Annotated in this window: 13 protein-coding genes; 4 read left to right on the top strand and 9 right to left on the bottom strand. The window is 62.9% G+C overall.

The window, feature by feature from the left end; genetic code table 11:
• Positions 1-289 precede the first annotated feature (289 nt).
• The 3 genes from DESPIGER_RS03285 to DESPIGER_RS03295 form a co-directional block, all read right to left on the bottom strand.
• Positions 290-3,847, bottom strand: a complete 3,558-nt coding sequence (locus tag DESPIGER_RS03285; protein ID WP_072333026.1) for a PEP/pyruvate-binding domain-containing protein — start codon at positions 3,845-3,847, stop codon at positions 290-292.
• Positions 3,848-3,946: 99 nt separating this feature from the next.
• Positions 3,947-7,648 (bottom strand): pyruvate carboxylase, encoded by a 3,702-nt coding sequence (locus DESPIGER_RS03290; RefSeq protein ID WP_072333029.1) that lies wholly within the window; start codon positions 7,646-7,648, stop codon positions 3,947-3,949.
• Between the two features lie 13 nt (positions 7,649-7,661).
• The gene (locus DESPIGER_RS03295; RefSeq protein WP_072333032.1) at positions 7,662-8,453 is read right to left on the bottom strand and encodes a biotin--[acetyl-CoA-carboxylase] ligase; all 792 of its coding nucleotides are present in this window, start codon (positions 8,451-8,453) and stop codon (positions 7,662-7,664) included.
• Between DESPIGER_RS03295 and DESPIGER_RS03300 the strand changes: the two genes are divergently transcribed.
• On the top strand, positions 8,452-9,558 hold the full coding sequence (locus DESPIGER_RS03300) for a polynucleotide adenylyltransferase (RefSeq protein ID WP_072333034.1): 1,107 nt from the start codon (positions 8,452-8,454) through the stop codon (positions 9,556-9,558). The two genes, DESPIGER_RS03295 and DESPIGER_RS03300, sit on opposite strands and share 2 nt — an antisense overlap.
• On the opposite strand, the gene ybeY is transcribed toward DESPIGER_RS03300, so the two are convergent.
• From ybeY to DESPIGER_RS03330, 6 genes are all read right to left on the bottom strand, one after another.
• Entirely contained in the window at positions 9,555-9,986 is a 432-nt protein-coding gene (gene ybeY, locus DESPIGER_RS03305; RefSeq protein ID WP_072333037.1) for an rRNA maturation RNase YbeY, read from the bottom strand. The two genes, DESPIGER_RS03300 and ybeY, sit on opposite strands and share 4 nt — an antisense overlap.
• The gene (locus DESPIGER_RS03310) at positions 9,983-12,559 is read right to left on the bottom strand and encodes an HDIG domain-containing metalloprotein (protein ID WP_072333040.1); all 2,577 of its coding nucleotides are present in this window, start codon (positions 12,557-12,559) and stop codon (positions 9,983-9,985) included. Before DESPIGER_RS03310 ends, ybeY begins: the two co-directional genes overlap by 4 nt.
• Positions 12,560-12,569: 10 nt before the next feature.
• Positions 12,570-13,559 carry a PhoH family protein gene (locus DESPIGER_RS03315; protein ID WP_072333043.1) on the bottom strand — a complete coding sequence of 330 codons (990 nt, stop codon included), beginning with the start codon at positions 13,557-13,559 and terminating at the stop codon, positions 12,570-12,572.
• A 157-nt stretch (positions 13,560-13,716) separates the two neighbouring features.
• Positions 13,717-15,147 carry an Asp-tRNA(Asn)/Glu-tRNA(Gln) amidotransferase subunit GatB gene (gatB, locus tag DESPIGER_RS03320; protein WP_072333046.1) on the bottom strand — a complete coding sequence of 477 codons (1,431 nt, stop codon included), beginning with the start codon at positions 15,145-15,147 and terminating at the stop codon, positions 13,717-13,719.
• A gap of 22 nt (positions 15,148-15,169) precedes the next feature.
• Positions 15,170-16,885 carry an ARMT1-like domain-containing protein gene (locus DESPIGER_RS03325; RefSeq protein ID WP_083575268.1) on the bottom strand — a complete coding sequence of 572 codons (1,716 nt, stop codon included), beginning with the start codon at positions 16,883-16,885 and terminating at the stop codon, positions 15,170-15,172.
• Between the two features lie 31 nt (positions 16,886-16,916).
• Positions 16,917-17,777 (bottom strand): NAD(+)/NADH kinase, encoded by an 861-nt coding sequence (locus tag DESPIGER_RS03330; RefSeq protein WP_072333052.1) that lies wholly within the window; start codon positions 17,775-17,777, stop codon positions 16,917-16,919.
• A gap of 116 nt (positions 17,778-17,893) precedes the next feature.
• Here DESPIGER_RS03330 and DESPIGER_RS03335 point away from each other — a divergent pair, with 116 nt between their 5' ends.
• Genes DESPIGER_RS03335 through hemC form a run of 3 tightly spaced genes read left to right on the top strand, consistent with a single transcriptional unit; the run spans position 17,894 to position 19,691 of the window.
• Positions 17,894-18,493, top strand: coding sequence for an SIS domain-containing protein (locus DESPIGER_RS03335; protein ID WP_072337522.1), 600 nt, complete (start codon positions 17,894-17,896; stop codon positions 18,491-18,493).
• A gap of 14 nt (positions 18,494-18,507) precedes the next feature.
• On the top strand, positions 18,508-18,747 hold the full coding sequence (locus DESPIGER_RS03340) for an FmdB family zinc ribbon protein (RefSeq protein WP_072333054.1): 240 nt from the start codon (positions 18,508-18,510) through the stop codon (positions 18,745-18,747).
• An 8-nt stretch (positions 18,748-18,755) separates the two neighbouring features.
• Positions 18,756-19,691: a hydroxymethylbilane synthase gene (hemC, locus tag DESPIGER_RS03345; RefSeq protein WP_072333057.1), complete on the top strand. Its 936-nt coding sequence runs from the start codon at positions 18,756-18,758 to the stop codon at positions 19,689-19,691.
• The last annotated feature ends 2 nt before the right edge of the window (positions 19,692-19,693 follow it).

Raw genomic sequence — 19,693 nt, forward strand, 5'->3', positions numbered from 1 at the left:
GCGTCAGCAAACCATCTGCGGTGACAAGGACATACAGCCCCACCACAGACAGCGTCAGGTCAGACCAGACGAAAGCGTACGCCAACTATCCATATTCTCTCCAGATATATGATGAGCATACGGAGGAAAGAACAGAAAGTAAAGTACCCTTCCCTGCCCTTTGAATTTTTGCACGTCACAGACTGCCAAAGGGCTTTATCGAGCCTGCAAGGCCGGAGGGCCTGCAGAAAAAAAGGGAGGCGCCCCAAAGCGCCCCCCTTGTGTCGGTGTATCCGCAAGCCGGTACAGATCAGAACTTGATCTTGCGGTATTCTTCCAGAGCTGCGGCCTGCTCCTCGAAGGAAGCGAAACCGGCCTGATGCAGCGCATCCTCCACCGTGCTGCTCCAGTCCCAGGTCGCGTAGATGACGGGCTTGTGGAACATGGAGCGGAAGCTTTCCAGCTCGGTGCGGTAGAAGGATTCCTTGGGCGTATCCAGATGTTCGCGCAGCTGTTCATGACGACGCTGCAGCTCGCCTTCGTACCATTCCTGGATATCCTGGGGCAGCGTGTACTTCTTCAGGATGTGGCCGTAACCGGCCTCCTCCATCAGCTTGGCCAGGCGCTGGTGATGCTGCTTGCCCAGCCATTCGCCCAGCTTGGACGTGGGGATGTTCTCGGCTTCCACAGCGGCGATGTCGAACACGGTCTGGAAGTAGGTATCCGGCACCACAGAAGCGGAAACGATACCGGCGATGGCCACCAGGCCGCGCAGGATCACACTGTTGGAGATGCCCTGGCCGCAGAAGCCCACCTTCTTGCCGTATTTCTGCCCGGTGAAGATGCTGACCAGAATGGCCCAGACCACGGCGGGGTCTTCTTCATCATAGATGTGTCCCAGACGGGCATTGTCGCGGTCCGTAGCCAGGACCATCTGGGTCATGTCGTTTGAACCGATGGAGAATCCGTCGAATTCCTGGATGAACTCCTTGGCCAGGATGGCGTTGGAGGGGATCTCCGACATCTGGATGATGCGCAGGCCGTCCTGACCGCTGGTCAGCTTGTGCACCTGGCTCAGGTAAGTCCGCATGGAGCGGGCCTCTTCCAGGGTACGCACGAAGGGCAGCATCATCTGCAGGTTGGAGCCGCCGTACACGCCGCGGGCCAGCTTGAAGGCCTCGATCTCCCAGTCGTGGATATTGCGGGACACACCGCGGTATCCCAGCATGGGGTTGTCTTCGTGGTGCTCAAAAAGGTTGCCGCCCAGCAGGTTGCGGTATTCGTTGCTCTTGAAGTCCGTGGTACGGTACACGATGGTCTTGCCGTAGAAGGCCATGGCAAACAGGGCCAGGTTCTGCGCCAGCGTCTGCACATAGTGTTCCTTGCCGGTGCGGAAGCCGCGGGACTTGATGATGGACCGGATCTTGTTGGGCAGATCACGCACATCGTCCATTTCCTTCTTCAACCCGCCGCGCAGGCTCACTTCCTCACGCAGACGGGCGATATTGCCCAGCAGCGACGTCACTACAGGCAGGTCCTTGATGCGCTTCACGTGCTCTTCCACCGAAGCTTCGATCTCGGCGATACGCTTGGCCGATTCGGGATCGGAAGGCGAAAGCAGGGCCAGCTCGTCGTCGTAGCCCATGATGATGCGCACATGGTCGGCCAGATCCACGGAAGTCTTGAGGATCTCCAGACGGCGGGAAGCCATTTCCAGGTGCTGGTCGATCTTGTGGTCGAGCTCACGCATCTTGCGGTGCTGCAGCAGCACTTCTTCGGCGCTGAGGCTGCGGTCGGTATCCACCAGGGCGGCCACTTCCGCGCTCAGGCCGGTCACTTCCGCCACATATTCACGCAGGTTGAAGTTGAACACGATGAGACCAGCAGCCATCTGCTCGCGCAGGACCTTGGAAAGGTTGTCTTCCAGTTCCCTGAGCTTGCCCTGCACCACATCTTCCAGCTCCCCGTTGTCGAAGGCTTCCAGCGCCTGGGGATGGATGCTGATGTTGCCCAGCATGAACTCGGCGCGCAGCAGGCCCACTTCGAACTGCGGGAACTCGCGCAGGCGGGAGAGGAACAGGGCCTGGCCCACGTCCGCCAGCACCAGACCGACCTTGGTCTTGGTGACGGGCAGCTGGGCCACGTCCATCTCGCCGCCCACTTCGCGCAGGGGCAGCAAACCGCGATACACCCGGCCACGGGTACCGTCGACGGTCACTTCCACGCCATCCAGGGCGCGCAGCACGTCCAGACGCTGGATACCGATGACGGCGGCGATGCCCAGTTCACGCGAAGTGATGGCGGCGTGGCTGGTATCGCCCCCCACGTCGGCCATGATGGCGGAAGCCACGCGCATGCCGGGCACCATGTCGGGGTCGGTACGTTCGGCAGCCAGCACGTCGCCCTTGGCGACCTTGTTCAGTTCCAGGGCCGAGCGCAGGAAACGCACGGTACCGTGACCGGCACCGCGGGAGGCGCCATTGCCTTCCACCAGCACTTCGGCGGTGGCAGCAGCCTTGGCATCCACTTCGCGACGGCGCATGAAGATGGTGGTGGGATGCAGTTCCAGCTCTTCGTTCCAGCGGGTCTCGGGACGGGCCTGCACGAACCACAGCTTGTCGTTGGCGTCGATGCAGAATTCCGTATCCATGATCATGCCGCCATACGCCTTGCTCACGGCGCGCACGCCCTTGGCCACGCGCTCGGCCTGGCTCAGGGACAGGGCCCAGCGCAGGGCTTCCAGCTCGGGCACGGGCACTTCCCGGGTACCGCCACGCTCGTCATAGACGATCTTCATGTCCTTGCAGCCCATCTGGCGGATGACCACTTCACTGCCGTCATCGCGCTGGAAGACATACAGTTTGTCGGGGGTCACCTTGCCGCCCACCACAGCCTCACCCAGGCCATAGCTGGTGTCGATGCTGACCAGATCCTTGCGGGAGGTCCCGCGGCAGCCGGTGGACGTATCGGCCGAGAAGGCCGTACCGGAGATCACGGGGTTGATCATCTGCATCATGCAGACGGAAAGCGAGGTGTTCTCGATGGCCCATTCCTGCTTGGCATTGACGGCAATGGCTTCATCACCGGTCTCTTCGGCGCGGGCGATGGCATCCAGGATGGCCTCGCGGCGGTATGTCATGGAGCGCAGGTTGTACGCGGAAGCACAGTCCCAATGATAGGCTTCCACGACCCTGGCCGGGCCCACCATGTTGAGGTAGGTATCCTGCAGGCCGGCAAAAGCTTTTTTGCGGGAGTCCTCACCGGCAGCCGAAGAACGCACGGCCACGGGGGTCATGTCGTCGCCGTTCTCGTTGCAGATGGAAAGGTACGCGCCGCGCACGGCCTCATCCACATCCTGGGGAAGATCCACGGAAAGGATGGCGGCCTGCACCATGACGGAGCGTTTGCGCAGCTGGTCGATACCTTCAGGAGAAGTGGCGAAACCTTCCACGATGGTGTTGATGAAGGTCCGCAGCTTGGTGTGGGACTGGTCCCCTTCCGCAGCGGCAGCGTCGTGGATCTGCTTGCCGAGCTGGCGGACGAACTTCTGCAGGAAGTCGGGGTCCTGGTTGATTTCGGGATCATTCCAGTCGATACGGCCGTACTCGCGGTCGACGACCGCGCGAACGATACGCCCGGTAACCTTGGTCTCATCCAGCACCTTGTGGAAGGCGAACGAAGAGATGGCGCGGAAATAAGGCGCCTGGATACCTTCTATCTGGCTGATGAGGGCCGTGTTGTAGTTCTTGCCACCCACAAGCAGCTCGGCTTCTTCGCCGATCGCCACGATGTCGGCACCGGTCAGCACCAACTTTTTGCGGATAGCTTCCGGGGATTCCTCTTTCTTAGTGGCAGCCGTTTTGGCCATGACTTCCTCCGTTATACCAGGAAAGAAAGCTTTTGATTGCAATCATCATACCCTAGCAGACACATTCTGTCCATAATGCGGCACAACTGCGCCACACGACTAGATCACGCGGGATCCGCAGTAGGGGCAGAAGGAGACATTGTCCATGGGAATAGGCTGTGCGCAGGCCTCGTTGCTGCAAATTCGCGGCACGGGGCCCAGCTCGACGAGCAGCTCGCCTTCGCGCACAGATACCATCTGCTTGTTTTCCTTGAAGTCGGCCGTCTTCAGCACGCGCTTCACCACACCATCCACAGGAGCCAGCACGGCCTTTTCCTGCTTCATGATGGACACATTGAACAGTTCTTCGCCAGCCTTCACGATGTCGCCGGGGTGGACATACATGACCCACAGGTCGCCGTTGCTGGGCGAAGCCACATGATACTTGTTGGCAGGGTCCGCCATGGTCAGGCCCTTGGACTTCTGGCCCGTGGGCTGGGCGACCTGCACTTCGCAGCTCATGATCTCGGAGTCCAGTACATAGCGGCAGATGACGACACCGGCATCGTTGGGACGGGAGATGCTCAGCAGCAGCAGATGATGGGGCTTGCCGCTGCGGTCATTGAAATAGAGATCCTGACCGGGCTTGAGGCCTTCGAACCAGACATGCAGGGGCAGATTGTTGGGATCACCGTACTGCATGCGGAACTGCATGGTCTTGAGGGCATCGGCCGGATGGTTGAGGTAGAGGACGAACTCTTCCTTGGTGGGCTTGCGCTTCAGCAGTTCGGTGCAGGCGGCCTCTTCGGCGGCCAGATTCACGTCCGGCAGGCTCTCCAGGGGAGAGGCCTCCGTGCGGTTGGCAATGGCGCTCTTCCACTCGGAACCAAAGGCGCTCTCGTAGACCCAGTCCGCAGGGAAGCCCAGCGGCAGACGGCCGAACTTGCCCAGCAGCAGCTTGCGGAAGGCATCGTTGCAGTCCTGGTAGATGTTCAGGCGGGCCTTGCGCATCTCGCTGGACAGCTCGGATTCGGGCGTCCGGGTGACTTCGTTGAGCACTTCCAGCAGGAAGCGGACCTCTTCCTCACCGCCGCGCTTCCAGGCCCCGGTGACCGCCAGGAAGGCGGTGTTCCAGGTGATCTGGGAACCGGGCGTCACGTCGTGGTAGCGGACGATCTGGCGGGTCCCTTCCAGGAACTTGAGCATGTAGGGCAGCAGGTGGATGTAGCCCTGCTTCATGGCGCCCTCCTGCGAGGAGGAGGTGGCACCGCCGGGCATGCCGTGGCGGGTCACATCATAATCGATGCCCTTGAAGTACGGCGAGCAGTAGCGGTCATAGTACGGCATGATCTGCTTGCAGACGAAGTTGGCGTCGCGGATGGCATCCTTGTTCAGGTTGCACTTCAGGCCCAGCTCGTCTTCCATGTAGGCCACCGTGGCCAGCACGTCGCCCTGGCCGTAGGAACGCACGGCAGAGCCCAGGCCCACATCGATGATGTGGGCGCCGGCCTTGGCCGCGGCCCCGCAGGAGGGGATGAACAGGCCGTCAGTGCAGTGGCGGTGGTAATGCAGCACCAGTTCGGGCCAGCGTTTGCGCAGGGCCGTCACCAGCGCGGTCATGAAGCGCGGCGGGCAGACTCCGGCCATATCCTTGAGGCCGAGGATGATGCTGCGGGCAGCGGCCTTTTCATCGGCGCCCATGATGTCGGCCATCATGCGCAGGATGTTCTCGGTCACCCCCAGGTAATGCTCGACATCAAAGCCCTTGGCCCACGAAAGGGAGAGGGCGGGCTGGAAGACCACGTCCTTGCGATCCATGACCACTTCGGCGATGGGACGCATGTTTTCCACATGGTTCAGGAAGTCGAAGCAGCGCACCACTTCGTAATGATCGCAAATCATCTCGCCGGTGAGGCGCATGAGGTTGCGCGGCTGCGGCGTGTAGCCCAGCACGTTGGTGGAACGCACCAGCAGCTGCTTGAGCGTTTTGGGGGCAAAGCTCTTCCATTCCTTCGCCTCGGTGAAGGGATAGGTCATGTTGGCCAGCATGGCCACATGGAAATGGGCCCCGCCGCCGTTCTCAATGGAGAAGTAACCGGCATTGTCCAGATAGGGACCGATCAGGCGGTCTTCTGCCAGGCGGAAACGGTTGCCGGAGTTGGACTGGGTGAAGTCACGCGGCGTGGTGTCCGTGAAATGCACGTAGCCGCTGTCACGGATGAAGTCCAGCAGGGCGCGGCGGTCGCCCTGGGGATAGGGGGACGGCTGGCGGCGCAGCTGGCTGGAGATGGGCGGCAGCACGGGGTCGAAGACACCCAGCCGGGGCGTGGTGACGGAACGGTATTCCCCCAGCTGCACATGGGGGTTGTAGCCCTTGGCGGAGATCTCCGCCACCAGACGGGCCAGACGCTCGCTTTCGGGGGCCACGTCCCGGTACTGCATGAGCTCGGGATGGTTGGCCACGAAGTTGGTATTGATCTCGCCCTTGCGGAACAGGGGGTGCTTGAGGATCTGGCGGTGGAAGGGGATGGTGGTCTTGATGCCGCCGATGATGTACTCGCCCAGGGCGCGGTCCATGATGCCCAGGGTCTTTTCCCAGTCATGGGCATAGGCGATGAGCAGGGAGCCGGCCGAATCGTAGTTGGCCGGGAACTCATAACCGGCGCTGATGTTGGAGTCCAGGCGCACACCGGGGCCGCCAGGCGACACATAACGGGTGATCAGGCCGGCATTGGGCGTGAAATTGTCCTGCGGGTTCTCGCAGTTGATGCGCACCTGCATGGCACAGTAGGAAGGACGCAGGTTCTCTTCGCGATAGCGCAGTTCCGCCCCGAAGGCCACGGCGATCTGTTCTTCCACCAGGTCGATGCCATAACGGCATTCGGTGATGCCGTGCTCCACCTGCAGGCGGGTGTTGACTTCGATCATGTAGGGCGTGCCGTCGGGCATGACCAGGAATTCCACCGTAGCCAGGGAATGGTAGCCCACGGCGCGCACCAGACGGCGGGCATAGTCCTTGAGCTGTTCGCGCAGCTGGCGGGTCATGCCCGGCCAGGGCGAGGGCGTGATCTCCACAAGCTTCTGATGGTTGCGCTGCACGGTGCAGTCACGTTCGTCAAAGGCAAAGACGTTGCCGTACATGTCGGCAATGACCTGGATCTCGATGTGGCGCACATCGGCCAGGAACTTTTCCACGAACAGGCGCGGATTACCGAAGGAGGCCTGGGCCATGGTGGAAGCCTTGAAGAAAGCGTCTTCCAGTTCGGCCTCATTATGGATGGCGAAGATACCGCGCCCCCCGCCGCCGCCTTCTGCCTTGAGCATGATGGGCAGACCGATCTCGGAGATCAGCTGACGGGCGGTGGCGATGTCCACGGCCCCGTCAGAACCCGGCACCACGGGGATGCCCAGCTTGCGGGCCACGGCACGGGCCTGCACCTTGTTGCCCAGCAGATTCATGGCCTCGGCGGTAGCGCCGATGAACGTGATGCCGGCTTCCTTGCAGCGCTGGGGGAAACGGGTATCCTCGGAAGCAAAGCCCCAGCCGGGATGGATACCGACCACGCCGCGCTGGCGGGCCTTGTCGATGATGCGGTCAATATCCAGGTACGCGCGGGGATCGGGCCCGAGCAGGATCAGTTCCTGGGCAGTGGACGCTGACGGTGCAGTTTTGTCCACATCGGTGGCTGTCATGGCCGCGACGGCGTCAAAACGTTCGCGGATGGAGCGACAGATACGGCGGGCGGGAATGCCACGGTTGGCGACAAGGATCACCTTGCCCTTGAGAAATTCCTGGACGTCTGCAAAGGATTTGTTGGCCATGCCTTTTTGCCCTTTAGTGATGATGCGAAAGACGCAGGCTTCCGCTGTAAAAAACCTCCTGCCGGCCATTGCGCGACAGGCACAGTCCTCCGTCGTGGCACAGCCCTGTCAGAATGCCCTCGACGACCTCATCGCCATCGTCGAGACAAACACAGGACCCGCGCCAGAGCAGGAAGCTCTCGGCGAGATCCTTCCAGTTTTTCTTTAGAGAACCGCCGGTACTATACTCGCAAAACAGGCAGTTTACAAGTTGATACCACAGGCTCTCGGCGGTAAGAAATATTTTTTGTGATTTTTCCGGCCCCGGAACCAGGGCCTTCGCGGGCATGGCGGCCCCGGTGCGCAGGGACTCTGCCGGGGGAGCCCAGGCCACATTGATACCGATGCCGGCCAGCAGGACGCCCGCCCTTTCCTCCAGCAGGATCCCCGCCACCTTGGCAGGAGCATCCCCATCCTGCACGACAAGATCATTGGGCCATTTGAGGCGTACCGCGAAACCCAGCTTTCCCAGGGTGGCCGCCAGCATGGCGCCGGTCACGGTCGATGCCGCTGAACCGGCGAACGGTTCCTGCATGGGGAGCCGCAGCGCTGCATAGATATTGCCCGCGGGCGAGACCCAGTTCCGGCGCAGCTGCCCCCTGCCCTGCCGCTGGCTGCTGACCAGCACGCTCTGCCAGGGGGCCAGCAGGCCGCGCCGGGCCAGGGTATGCCCCACATCCAGAGCGGACGAGACCTCGCCGAAGCGCCAGACCTCAGGGCGGACGGCCCTTTGCTCCCGGGCCCCGTTATGGCATGATGACGTCATGAAGACCTACCTTGTTGGCGGTGCCGTCCGCGACATCCTGCTGGGACAGGCACCGGTTGAACTGGATTATGCCGTGGACGGGAACGCGGCCGCCTTCCTGGCGGCACACCCCGATGCCGCCCGCGTGGGAAAAAGCGTCCGGGTCTGCCTGTGGCACGGCTGCGAGTTCATGCCGCTCCGGGATGGGAGCCTGAGCGCGGATCTGGCCGCCCGCGACCTGAGCATCAATGCCCTGGCCCTGGATGCCGACGGGCATCTGCATGCCCATGCCACGGCACTGGAGGATCTGGAACGCGCACTGCTGCGCCCGGCCTCGCCCGATGCGTTCCGCAAGGATCCCCTGCGACTGTTCCGGCTGGCCCGCTTCGCCTGCCGTCACCCGGGCTGGCAGCTGCACCCCGATTGCCTCCGTCTGGCGGCGGAGATCCCGGAAAGCGCCCTTGCGGCCATCCCGGCGGAGCGGGTCGGCAGGGAACTGCTCAAAGCCTTGGCCCTGCCCTGCCCCGGTCGTTTTCTGGAAGTCCTGGAGCGGCTCCACCTCTGGCGGCCGTGGTTCACGGAGCTGGAAGCCATCGCCCGCATCCCCGCGGGGCCTGCGCGCTGGCACAGCGGTTCCGTCCTCCGGCATACCGTCCGGGTCATGAACGCCGTGGCGGGAGACAGCCTGGCCGTCTGGATGGCCTTCTGCCACGATCTGGGAAAACTGCTGACTCCCGGGGAAGAACTGCCGCACCATTACGGCCATGAACAGCGGGGACCGGCAGTGGTGCGTCTGCTGGTCAGGCGTCTGCACCTGCCCGCCCGGCAGGAAAAGGCCGGACTGCTGGCCTGCGAACTGCACATGAAGGCCGGACTGTATGACCGCCTGCGCCCCGGCACGCGCCGGGACGTGCTCTGGACAGTGGCCACTCGCGGTCTGGCAAGGGAATTCTGGAAAGTGGTGGACGCCGACAGCAAACAGGAGATCAGCAGCCGGGCACTGGCGGATACGGCCCTGCTCCGCACCATAGGACTGCCCCCTCAATGGAGGAACAGAGGAACGGAATCCGCCCGCAAATTGCGGGAACTGCACTGCCAGGCCCTGGCCGGCAGCAGGACGGCCTAGTTCCAGACCGCCGCCCCGGCCCTGCTCCGGCACCAGTCACACAGGGCATCCATCTCCTCGCCGTGGTCATAGCCGGCCAGATGCCCCACGGAATGCGCCAGCAGGCGCAGCAGATGCTCTGCCGGATCCTGGCCGTACAGCAGGCATTCCCTGTTCAACGTATCCAGTGAAAGGAGCATCACCCCCGGCAGGCTCTCGTCACCGGGGAACGACAGTACATTGGTCGGGCCTGTGCAGCCCATATAGCGCTGATTGGCCCGGGCGATGCACGCATCATCCACCAGATGGACCTCCACAGGGCCCAGCGGACAGCCGGCCTCCCGCGCTGCGGAGGTCAGGGCATCCAGTATCCCGGCTATCTGGCGCGGGGGCACGGGCAGCAGCCAGGCCCCCGCCGGACAATGATCGATGACCCGGACAGCCATCATTCCCGCCCCGCCTGTTCCGTACGGGCCAGCTGTTCGGCTTCCAGCTTCTCCGCAGCTTCGACGGCGGCGGCATCATGCACACGGCCGTGATGATGACCGCTGTGGCCGTTCTCGGCTTTCTCTTCCGCCTCTTTGACGGCCGGGGCATTCTCGTGCCCCTTGGCTTCGGCCTTGCTTTCGGCCGGGCGGGCATCCGCGTTTTTGGCTTCCGTGGCCTTGCCTTCCTGCCTGCCTTCGTTCTTGGCCGGCGGATAGGCGATGCGCTGGTGGAAGATGCCTGTCAGGATGCGCTGGAAGTTCTCACTCAGATAATGCAGATCCTTGAAGGTCAGTTCGGACTCGTCGAGCTGGCCTTCGGAGAAGATGCCCTTGATGATGGTATCGATGTGCGTCCTGATACGGGCAGGCGTGGGATCCGTCAGCGTCCGGCTGGAAGCCTCCACGGAGTCCGCCAGCATGAGGATGGCGGCCTCCTTGGTCTGGGGCCGGGGACCGGGATAGCTGAAATCCGACTCGCGCGGCCGCTCGCCCATGTTGATGGCCTTCTGATAGAAGTAGCGGATGACCCTGGTCCCGTGGTGCTGGCGGATGATGTCGATGATCTCCTGCCCCAGCTTGTAGCGTTCGGCCAGCTCCGTGCCTTTCTTGACGTGGGACGTGATGATGAGCGCACTCATGGAAGGAGCCAGCTTGTCATGCTTGTTGGGACCGCCGAACTGGTTCTCGATGAAATACTCGGGATAAGTCAGCTTGCCCGCGTCATGATAGAGGGCCGCCACCTTGCACAACAGGCTGTTGGCCCCGATGGCCTTGGCCCCGGCCTCCACCATGTTGGCCACCACCAGGGAATGGTGATAGGTGCCGGGGATGGTCACCATCAGTTCCTGCATCAGCGGATGCTCAAGACTCATGAGCTCCATGAGGCGGAAGCGCGTACTGTACCCGAAGGCCAGCTCCAGCACGGGGCTGACGGCAAACAGCAGGATCAGGGACAGGAGGCTGTTGATGGCCACGGCCCCCAGCTGCATGGGAAAATCGTTGGGGGGGATCTGCGCCAGCAGGGCCATGCCCAGCCAGATGAGCGACTGCCCCACCGTCAGGGGGATGATGCTCCAGACCACGTCCTGCCGGGTCTGGGCATTGGTCACCAGCCAGGTGGCCAGCATGCCGCCCAGAAAATGGTACAGGAAAAAGGTGTAGTCCGCCTGGAACATGAGCATGGCGAAGAAGCTCAGCAGCAGACTCATGGTGCAGTAGCGGCGGGCGGCAAAGACCATGGCCACCAGCCCTACGCCCCCGGCGATGGGAAAGGCGACGGCATAGTTGGCCATCAGCGTCAGGCTGTCGAAACGGGTGGCAAGACAGAACGCCCCCTTGGCCCCCACGCTGAACAGGAACAGCACCAGCGAGATGAGCAGCATGTCCTTGCAGCGCAGCGGCGTACCGGGCTTGCCGCTGGGAGCCACGAAAAAGCCGATGGACAGGATCAGGGAGAACAGGAACGCCCCCAGCACCACTCCCCAGCGAACGGGATCAGCGGCGCTTTTGTACAGGGTCTGCAGTTTGAGCTGCTGTTCGCGGCTCACCCTGTCCCCCTTGCGCACCACCAGCTCCCCTTTCTGGATCTGGTAAAAGACGGGCTCCACATTGGCCACCACGGCTTCTCCCCGGCGCTGGGTCGTCTCGCGGTTGAGCGTCAGGGACGCCGGGACCGTCGCGGAGAGCAGGATGTTGATGGCCCGGCGGGAATGGGCGTTGAGGGAATCCTCCTGCCGCAGCAGGGACGAGATCTCGGCCAGGAAGGACTGCACATCGGGCAGCGTGGTCACTTCGGGACGCAGCAGCTCCGAGCCGTTGTCGAGGTTGCGGATGACGACCCCGGCCCGCCCTGCCCTGGCGGAACGGATGTCACCCACAAGGCCTTCGGCCAGGCGATCCCGGATCAGGGGCATCAGGGTCTTGAGAAGGTATTGCTGCACTTCCGGCAGGGCCAGCTGGGGCAGCACCTCTTCGGCCACCCGGGGCGTCAGTTCTTCCACCAGACGGCGGACAGAGGCCTCCCCTCTCGGCAGGTCCGACAGATCTTCATCGGCCCTGGGCAGGGGACGCTGCGCAGCAGCAGGCGCGGCAGGCGCAGGCGTGACAGGCGCTTCCCCGGTCTGCCCGGCAGTGGGGCCGGTCTCCGCCGTTCCGGGAACCGCCGGAGCGGCTTGCTCCGGCACGGGCTTGACGCTCTGCAATCCCTTGTAGTCGGCCATCACGTTCAAATGATGCAGGATCCCCAGGATGCGGTTCTGGAACATCTCATAGGGCTGCATGCTCAGGTCGTAGACCGAGGGCTGAAGCATGAGCACCTGGCGCTGCCGGGCCTTGCTGGCCTGCACGTCCTCCACCAGGATGTCGCGGTCGGCGATGACGTCGCTGTCCGCCACCTGCCCCGCCACATAGACACGGCTTTCCGGCGTCAGGTTGGCGCCGGCCAGCAGCGAGAGGAAAAGCAGGGTCAGGATCAGAACCAGCAGGCCGCGACCGCAGTGGTGACGCGTTCTCAGCGTCTGCCACAGGGCCACCATGCTGGAGGGTCTAGCTGTCTTTTTCGGCGTTGTCGTAGGCATTGACGATGGCTCCCACCAAAGGATGGCGCACCACATCAGCCTTGCTGAAGTGGTGCACGGCAAGACCGGGGATCTTGTCCAGGATGGCCAGGGCATGGACGAGCCCCGAGCGGGCCCGCCCTGAGGACGGATTGACGGGCAGGTCGATCTGCGAGGTGTCGCCCGTGACCACCACCCGCGACCCGAATCCCATGCGGGTCAGGAACATCTTCATCTGCTCGTGGGTGGTGTTCTGGGCTTCGTCCAGGATGATGAAGGCATCATTGAGGGTACGGCCGCGCATGAAGGCCAGTGGGGCCACCTCGATGGTCCCCACTTCCAGCATGGACGCCACCTTGGGCTGGGGCACCATGTCGTGCAGGGCATCATACAGGGGGCGCAGGTACGGGTTGACCTTGTCCGCCAGATCGCCGGGCAGGAAACCGAGACGCTCCCCTGCCTCCACCGCAGGGCGCGTCAGCACGATGCGCTTGACCTGATGCTGCTGCAGCATGGAGATGGCCATGGCCACCGCAAGATAGGTCTTGCCCGTGCCGGCAGGCCCCACGGCGAACACCATCTCGTTCCGGCGCAGGATATCCAGGTACTGCTTCTGGGCCACATTGCGGGCCGTCACCGTCTTGCGCGGCGTATTGACGAAGACGGCCTCCTGGAAGACCTGCCGCAGATTGAGACCGGGATCGGCCGCCAGCATGGCATAGGCCCGGGACATGTCCTGCTGGCTGATGCTGATGCCGTTGCGCAGCATGTCATAAAGCTGCACGAAAAGCCGGTACAGGCACTGCAGGACGGCGCTGTCCGGGCTGGAGAAAAAAACGGAGGCGCCGCGGCTGCCTATCTGGGCGCCGCTGGCCGCCGCCAGCAGATCCAGATGGGCATTGCGGGGACCAAACAGCTGATTGGCAAGCAAAGGATCATCAAAGTCGATCCTTTCCTGGGAGGATGAAAATGAAGCCATGATTTTTGCCTAGCGTATTTTGGGCTTTCTGTCCATGAAAGGGCGACCGGATCCGGTGCCCCATTTTTTAAAGTATAACTTTAACTAATAAAAACCTGTTTTCAAAAAAATAAGGGGGCACCCCAGGCGCCCCCTTACGAATCTCTGCACTCCCAGGCTAGCCGGCCAGCTTTTTGGCCAGCAGCTCATTGACCAGAGCGGGGTTGGCCTTGCCGCGGGTGGCGCGCATGACCTGCCCCACAAAGAAGCTGATGAGCTTGGTCTTGCCGCCGCGGAAAGCTTCGACCTCGGCGGGGTTATCGGCCAGGACCTTGTCCACGGCCGCTTCCAGCGCGGAGCTGTCGGAGATCTGCACCAGGCCCTTTTCCTTGACGTAGGCTTCGGGCATGGCGCCGTTTTCCATCAGATCGGCAAAGATGTCGTTGGCGATCTTGGCACTGATGAGGCCCTTGTCCACGATGCCGACCAGTTCGGCCAGCGCTTCGGGCGTCATGGCGCAATCCTGCACATGCAGGGAGCGGGCGTTGAGCTCGCGCAGCAGCGGGCCAAGGATGAAATTGGCCACCTTGCGGGCATCGGCTTTGGCCGCCGCCGCTTCAAAGAAGTCGGCCATGGCACGGCTCTGCACCAGCACTTCCGCTTCGGGTTCGGGCAGGCCCGTCATGGCGATGAAGCGCTGCATGCGGGCAGCGGGCAGTTCGGGCAGTTCCTGCTGCCAGCGGCTGAACTCCTCGTCGGTGATGGTCACGGGCAGCAGATCGGGATCAGGGAAATAGCGATAATCGTGCGCTTCTTCCTTGCCGCGCATGGAGGCCGTGATATTCTTCGTGGCATCGTACAGGCGGGTCTCCTGCACGATCTCTTCCCCGTCTGCCAGAGCGTCCTGCTGGCGGGCGATCTCGTAATCGATGGCCCGCTGCACGTTGCGGAACGAGTTCAGGTTCTTGAGTTCGGTACGGGTGCCGAAAGCGGTGCTGCCCACGGGACGGATGGAGACGTTGGCATCACAGCGGAAGCTGCCCTCCTCCATGTTGCCGTCGCAAACGCCCAGGTAGGTCACGATGCCGTACAGGGCCTTGAGGTAGGCAACGGCCTCGGCGGAAGAGCGCATGTCCGGCTCGGAAACGATCTCCACCAGCGGCGTCCCGGCGCGGTTGAGGTCCACATAGCTGACGTTCTCGCCCTGGGGATGGATGTTCTTGCCCGCATCGTTCTCCATATGGATGCGCGTGATGCCGATGCGTTTTTCAGCGCCGTCCACCGTGACCGTCAGATGGCCGTGCTCACAGATGGGCAGGTCGAACTGCGAAATCTGGTAGCCTGACGGCAGGTCGGGATAAAAATAGTTTTTGCGGGCAAAGATGGAATTGCGGTGGATGCTGCAATTGGTGGCAAGGCCCACCAGGCAGGCGTAGTGCACGGCCTGCCGGTTGAGCATGGGCAGGGCGCCGGGCATGCCGCCGCAGACTTCGCAGACATTGCTGTTGGGAGCCTGCCCGAAGCTGGTGGGGCAGGAGCAGAAGAGTTTGGTGGCTGTAGCCAGTTGGACATGGACTTCCAAGCCGATGACGGCTTCATATGCAGGCATGAAAAACTCCGTGGACCAGATGTTAGGAACGGCTGATGGTCGCGTCGAAATATTTGCCGACGCCGTACTCGCCACGCCGTGTAAAGCGGGCCGGGTCGGGCCCGATGATCTGCATTTCCCTGTTTTGCCGCTGCACGTCCAGAGCTATGCGCATCTCCTGGGTGCAGCCGGTGGAAAAAGTGGCATCCTTGCCGGACCAGATGGGCGGGACCTTGCGCCCCATGAGCCGGAAGCTTTCTTCGATATCAGCAAATGTCTGGAAACGCCAGACATCGATGAAGCCGCTCCGCTGTACGCGCTCCCACATGAACATCAGGTCGTCCCCGTCCATGCCCTCCACGAAATGCTCGGCAGGATTCACGATCAGGACGTTGTCCAGGCGCTTGCGCAGATCCCCCACAAAGATCCGCGCCAGTGAGATGGCCGTCTGGGTCTCGCCGGGGATGCTGCCGATGATGCAGCTGTAGAACATGACCGTACGGCCGCTCATGCGGGCCTCGCGCATGCGGGCGATGATGCCGTCGGCATGCGCAGCCACATCCTGTTCTGTCAGTTTCTTCACCCCCGGCGCATGCCGACGCAGGGCCAGATGCATGTCCGTGCCGTCATGCCAGTAGCAAAGGATGTCGCGGGTGAACTCGCAGCTGGTGCCCAGCAGCATGTCGGCCGAACGCCAGCCCTTGGCCAGAATGAGGTCAGCCTCTTTCCAGGCGCGGGAAAAGCTGATGGAGACCCGGTACAGATTGAGCCGTTCGCGTGTCCCGTCACTGATGACCAGCAGACGGTGCTCGCGCAGATGACGCAGCAGCTGATTCTTGCTCAGCTGGGCGTCACGGACGATATAGTCCTGTTTCAGCTCCTCGCGCAGGACAGGATCCTCCTCCACATCGTCCATGGTGGGCGCATAGAAGAAGAAACCATCCTTGACGGCAAAAATGACACGATGCTGCATGCGCAGCAGCTTGCGCACCACGGCCAGATCGAAGATCACGCCGCCATCGGCATCGCACAGGTACAGGATGGTCCGCGGCCGGGAGGCCAGTTCATCCATGTATCCTTCCAGCTCTGCGGCCTTCTGCTCCGCCCGGTGGAACTCCCCTTCCAGGAAAGCCCTGTCAGGGACGGAGGTCTCCAGCTCCAGGGTGTAGGCGGAAAGGAAGAGATGACGGAGCAGGCTGCAGGCATCCAGACGGGCACGGGCTGCTTCGAGCGTGTCCGGCAGCGGTGCCGCCGGCATGCCTTCAAGGGCGGCACGCACGCTCTCCGAGCGCAGGATCTCGCGCTGCAGGATATTGAGCGCATGCCGGCGCTGCTGCCAGGGGTCTCCATCGCCCAGCCCCTGGGCCAGCACGATGTTGGTCATGCGCTTGATGAGCCGCGGCGGCAAAAGCGTATGCTGGGCAACGGCACTGCGGAAACGGTAACGGCAGAACAGCAGCAGCGCCCGGCGCTGCATCCTGTCCGTCACGAGAGAACGCACAAGACGTACGAGGATGCGCCAGGCGCGGTTGTATTCCTTTTGCAGCTTTCGGGGCATGTCCTGCTCGCACAGCAGGGCGAACATGGCGTCCGAACAGGGCAGGTAAACGCTGCCGGGACCGCCGGCCACCATGAACCTCAACTGTTCGGGACTGACGACGATGTGCGGATTGAGATCATGGACGAGATTGTTGTCGATGAACAGATTGTACAGCCATGCGTCGAAGCAGGCATCTTTCCCCAGCCGGACATCAGCCATACGGCGCGGCGTGTTTCCATCCATGCGGATCTCACTTGTGTTTGGCACCTGATGCCATATCCGTCACGAAACCGCGCGTCCGCAGGCGTTCAAAAAACGGCATTTCCTTGCCCACAAAGCAGACGGCGTCTTCCAGCCCCGTCACTTCCACCCGGTCGCCGACCTGGAGCAGCAGGCCTTCCTGTCCGTCCACTGTAATGTAGGTCTCGGTGGTGCCGGGCAGCAGGTCGATGCCAAAACGGGTCGCCTGCGGAAAGACCATGGGAGGGATGGTATTCAGGAAAGGACAGATGGGCGTGAACACCATGCAATTGAGGCTCGGGTACAGCAGCGGGCCGCCGGCGGAGACGCTGTAGCCCGAGCTGCCGATGGGCGTGGACAGGATCACGCCGTCGCTGCGAAGGTGGCACATCTCCTGGCCGTCCACACCGATATCCATGTTGACGAGCCGCGACAGGGCCGCCCGGCTGAGGACGACGTCATTGACGGCAACACCTTTGGCAAGCGTGCTGCCATTGCGCACGACTTTCCACTGCAGGGCCATGCAGGTACGTTCGGGCGTGATGCCTGCCAGGGAATCGGCAAGGCCCTTTTCCCACTGTTCCGGCTGGATATCGGCCAGAAAGCCGACCCGGCCGAAATTGATGCCCAGCAGGGGGATGCCCCTGCCTGCCACACGACGGGCCACTCCCAGCATGGTGCCGTCCCCTCCCAGGACAACGGCGAAATCCAGATCGGGCAGAGCATAGGCGGGATCGTCGAACCCTCCGCTGATGGCCGTGACAGAGTGCCCCCTGGCGCGCAGCCAGGCACCTATTTCAGCTTCGAGACGTGCCGCACGGTCACTGTTGGCCTTGCGGACCACGAGAATATGGCGGGCTTTGCTTTGCATCCTTTTTCTCTACGTTATAGGCGCGCGCAGTGCAAGTGGGAAGAGGCTTTTTATCTTGTCAGGGCAGTGGCTTTGTCTTAAAAATGGTACGGCCGCAGGCCATGCAGGACGACATCATGCACACAGCGCAGGACATCATAACCACATACCGCCGGACAGGGACACGTCTGCGCGAGGCATTCTTCAAAGAACGGGCCTCCCTGTTGCAGCAGGCGGCCCTGCGGATGGCCCGCTGCCTTGCCGACGGCGGCAGGATTCTTGTCCTGGGCGAAGGAGATGCCGCCCTGTGTGCCCGTGCCACCTCCCGGGCATTCCTTGACCGGCTCGATTTCGACCGGCCGGCGCTGCCCGCCATCCTGATCCCGGCCGGGGACATGCGGGGGCAGGCCGCAAGCAACGCCGCCCTGCGGCAGGTCGAGGCACTGGCCCGGCCCGGGGATGCCCTCCTGGCTTTTTTTCCCGACGCGGCACTGGCGGCCCCGGGGCCCGTGCTGGCACTGGCGCAGGAGAGCGGCCTGTCCTGCATCACCCTCTGCGGGCGCCCCGCTCAGGGCCTGTCCCTGCCCGGTCTCGTGATCGATGTCCCGGATGCTTCCGGGGCCCCGGCATCCCTTGTCCATGAGCTGCTTTTTGCCGCCGGCCATCTTGTCTGCCGGCTGGTGGATTACTATCTTTTCGAAAACGTGACGGCGATCCAGACCGTCGATCCGCAGTAAGAGGTTACACGACCATGCCCATCTACGAATACACTTGCACCAAATGCGGCAAGGATTTTGAGGAACTTGTCTTTGGCGATGCCCTGCCCGCCTGCCCCCATTGCGGCGCTGCCGAGACCCGCAAGCTGATGTCCCGCTGCGCCCACTGCAGCGGCGGCAATGGTGGCGATGACTCCTTCGCTCCTTCCATGCCCGCCTCTTCCGGCGGCTGCGCCGGCTGCTCCGGCGGTAACTGCGCCACCTGCGGCCACTAGGAGACGCCATGCGCAAAAATCTCGTCATCGCCACCCGCGGCAGTCAGCTGGCCCTCTGGCAGGCCGGACACGTCAAAGCCTGCCTGGAGTCCCTGGAACCGGGCCTGAACATCAGCCTGCGCGTCATCAAGACCCGCGGCGACATCATCCTGGATGTCCCCCTGTCCAAGGTGGGCGGCAAGGGCCTGTTCGTCAAGGAGATCGAGGAGGCCCTGCTGGACGGTTCCGCCGACCTGGCCGTGCACAGCATCAAGGACGTGCCCATGATCCTGCCCGACGGCCTGGTCCTGGGCTGCGTGCCCCGGCGTGAGATCTGCGTGGACTGCCTGCTCTCCAGCCGGTACGGCACGCTGGACGAACTGCCCCGGGGGGCCCGCGTGGGCACCAGCAGCCTGCGCCGCCAGGCCCAGCTGCTCAACCTGCGCCCCGACCTGGAGATCCTTTCCCTGCGCGGCAATGTGGATACCCGCCTGCGCAAGATGAAGGAAGGCGAATACGACGCCATCGTGCTGGCCTCCGCCGGGCTCAAGCGTCTGGGGCTTTCCGCGGACCGCATGCAGCATTTCGAGGCCGCCGTCTTCGTGCCCGCCGTGGGTCAGGGCGCTCTGGGCATCGAATGCCGTGGCGATGACAGTGACGTGCTGGAACTGCTCTCCCGCATGGAGCACCGCCCCACCCGCGTCTGCGTGGAAGCCGAGCGCGGTTTCCTGGCCGGTCTGGACGGCGGCTGCCAGGTGCCCATCGCCGGCCATGCGGAGATGCTGGACGACGACCGCTTCATCCTGGACGGCCTGGTGGCCGAAGTGGACGGCAGTGTCATCCTGCGTGAACAGCAGGAAGGTACGGCCGCCACGGCACGCGAAACGGGCTTTGCCCTGGCCCGCCATCTTCTGGACAAGGGCGGCAAGGACATTCTTGACCGCCTGTATGCTGAAAACCGGTAGTA

This window comes from Desulfovibrio piger (assembly GCF_900116045.1).
GTDB lineage: Bacteria > Desulfobacterota > Desulfovibrionia > Desulfovibrionales > Desulfovibrionaceae > Desulfovibrio > Desulfovibrio piger_A.

Excerpts from the sequence above, each read along its gene's own strand:
- DESPIGER_RS03285 (WP_072333026.1), bottom strand. The coding sequence starts at position 3,847 with ATGGCCAAAACGGCTGCCACTAAGAAAGAGGAATCCCCGGAAGCTATC.
- DESPIGER_RS03290 (WP_072333029.1), bottom strand. The coding sequence starts at position 7,648 with ATGGCCAACAAATCCTTTGCAGACGTCCAGGAATTTCTCAAGGGCAAG.
- DESPIGER_RS03300 (WP_072333034.1), top strand. The coding sequence starts at position 8,452 with ATGAAGACCTACCTTGTTGGCGGTGCCGTCCGCGACATCCTGCTGGGA.
- DESPIGER_RS03295 (WP_072333032.1), bottom strand. The coding sequence starts at position 8,453 with ATGACGTCATCATGCCATAACGGGGCCCGGGAGCAAAGGGCCGTCCGC.
- ybeY (WP_072333037.1), bottom strand. The coding sequence starts at position 9,986 with ATGATGGCTGTCCGGGTCATCGATCATTGTCCGGCGGGGGCCTGGCTG.
- DESPIGER_RS03310 (WP_072333040.1), bottom strand. The coding sequence starts at position 12,559 with ATGGTGGCCCTGTGGCAGACGCTGAGAACGCGTCACCACTGCGGTCGC.
- DESPIGER_RS03315 (WP_072333043.1), bottom strand. The coding sequence starts at position 13,559 with ATGGCTTCATTTTCATCCTCCCAGGAAAGGATCGACTTTGATGATCCT.
- gatB (WP_072333046.1), bottom strand. The coding sequence starts at position 15,147 with ATGCCTGCATATGAAGCCGTCATCGGCTTGGAAGTCCATGTCCAACTG.
- DESPIGER_RS03325 (WP_083575268.1), bottom strand. The coding sequence starts at position 16,885 with ATGGCTGATGTCCGGCTGGGGAAAGATGCCTGCTTCGACGCATGGCTG.
- DESPIGER_RS03330 (WP_072333052.1), bottom strand. The coding sequence starts at position 17,777 with ATGCAAAGCAAAGCCCGCCATATTCTCGTGGTCCGCAAGGCCAACAGT.
- DESPIGER_RS03335 (WP_072337522.1), top strand. The coding sequence starts at position 17,894 with ATGCACACAGCGCAGGACATCATAACCACATACCGCCGGACAGGGACA.
- DESPIGER_RS03340 (WP_072333054.1), top strand. The coding sequence starts at position 18,508 with ATGCCCATCTACGAATACACTTGCACCAAATGCGGCAAGGATTTTGAG.
- hemC (WP_072333057.1), top strand. The coding sequence starts at position 18,756 with ATGCGCAAAAATCTCGTCATCGCCACCCGCGGCAGTCAGCTGGCCCTC.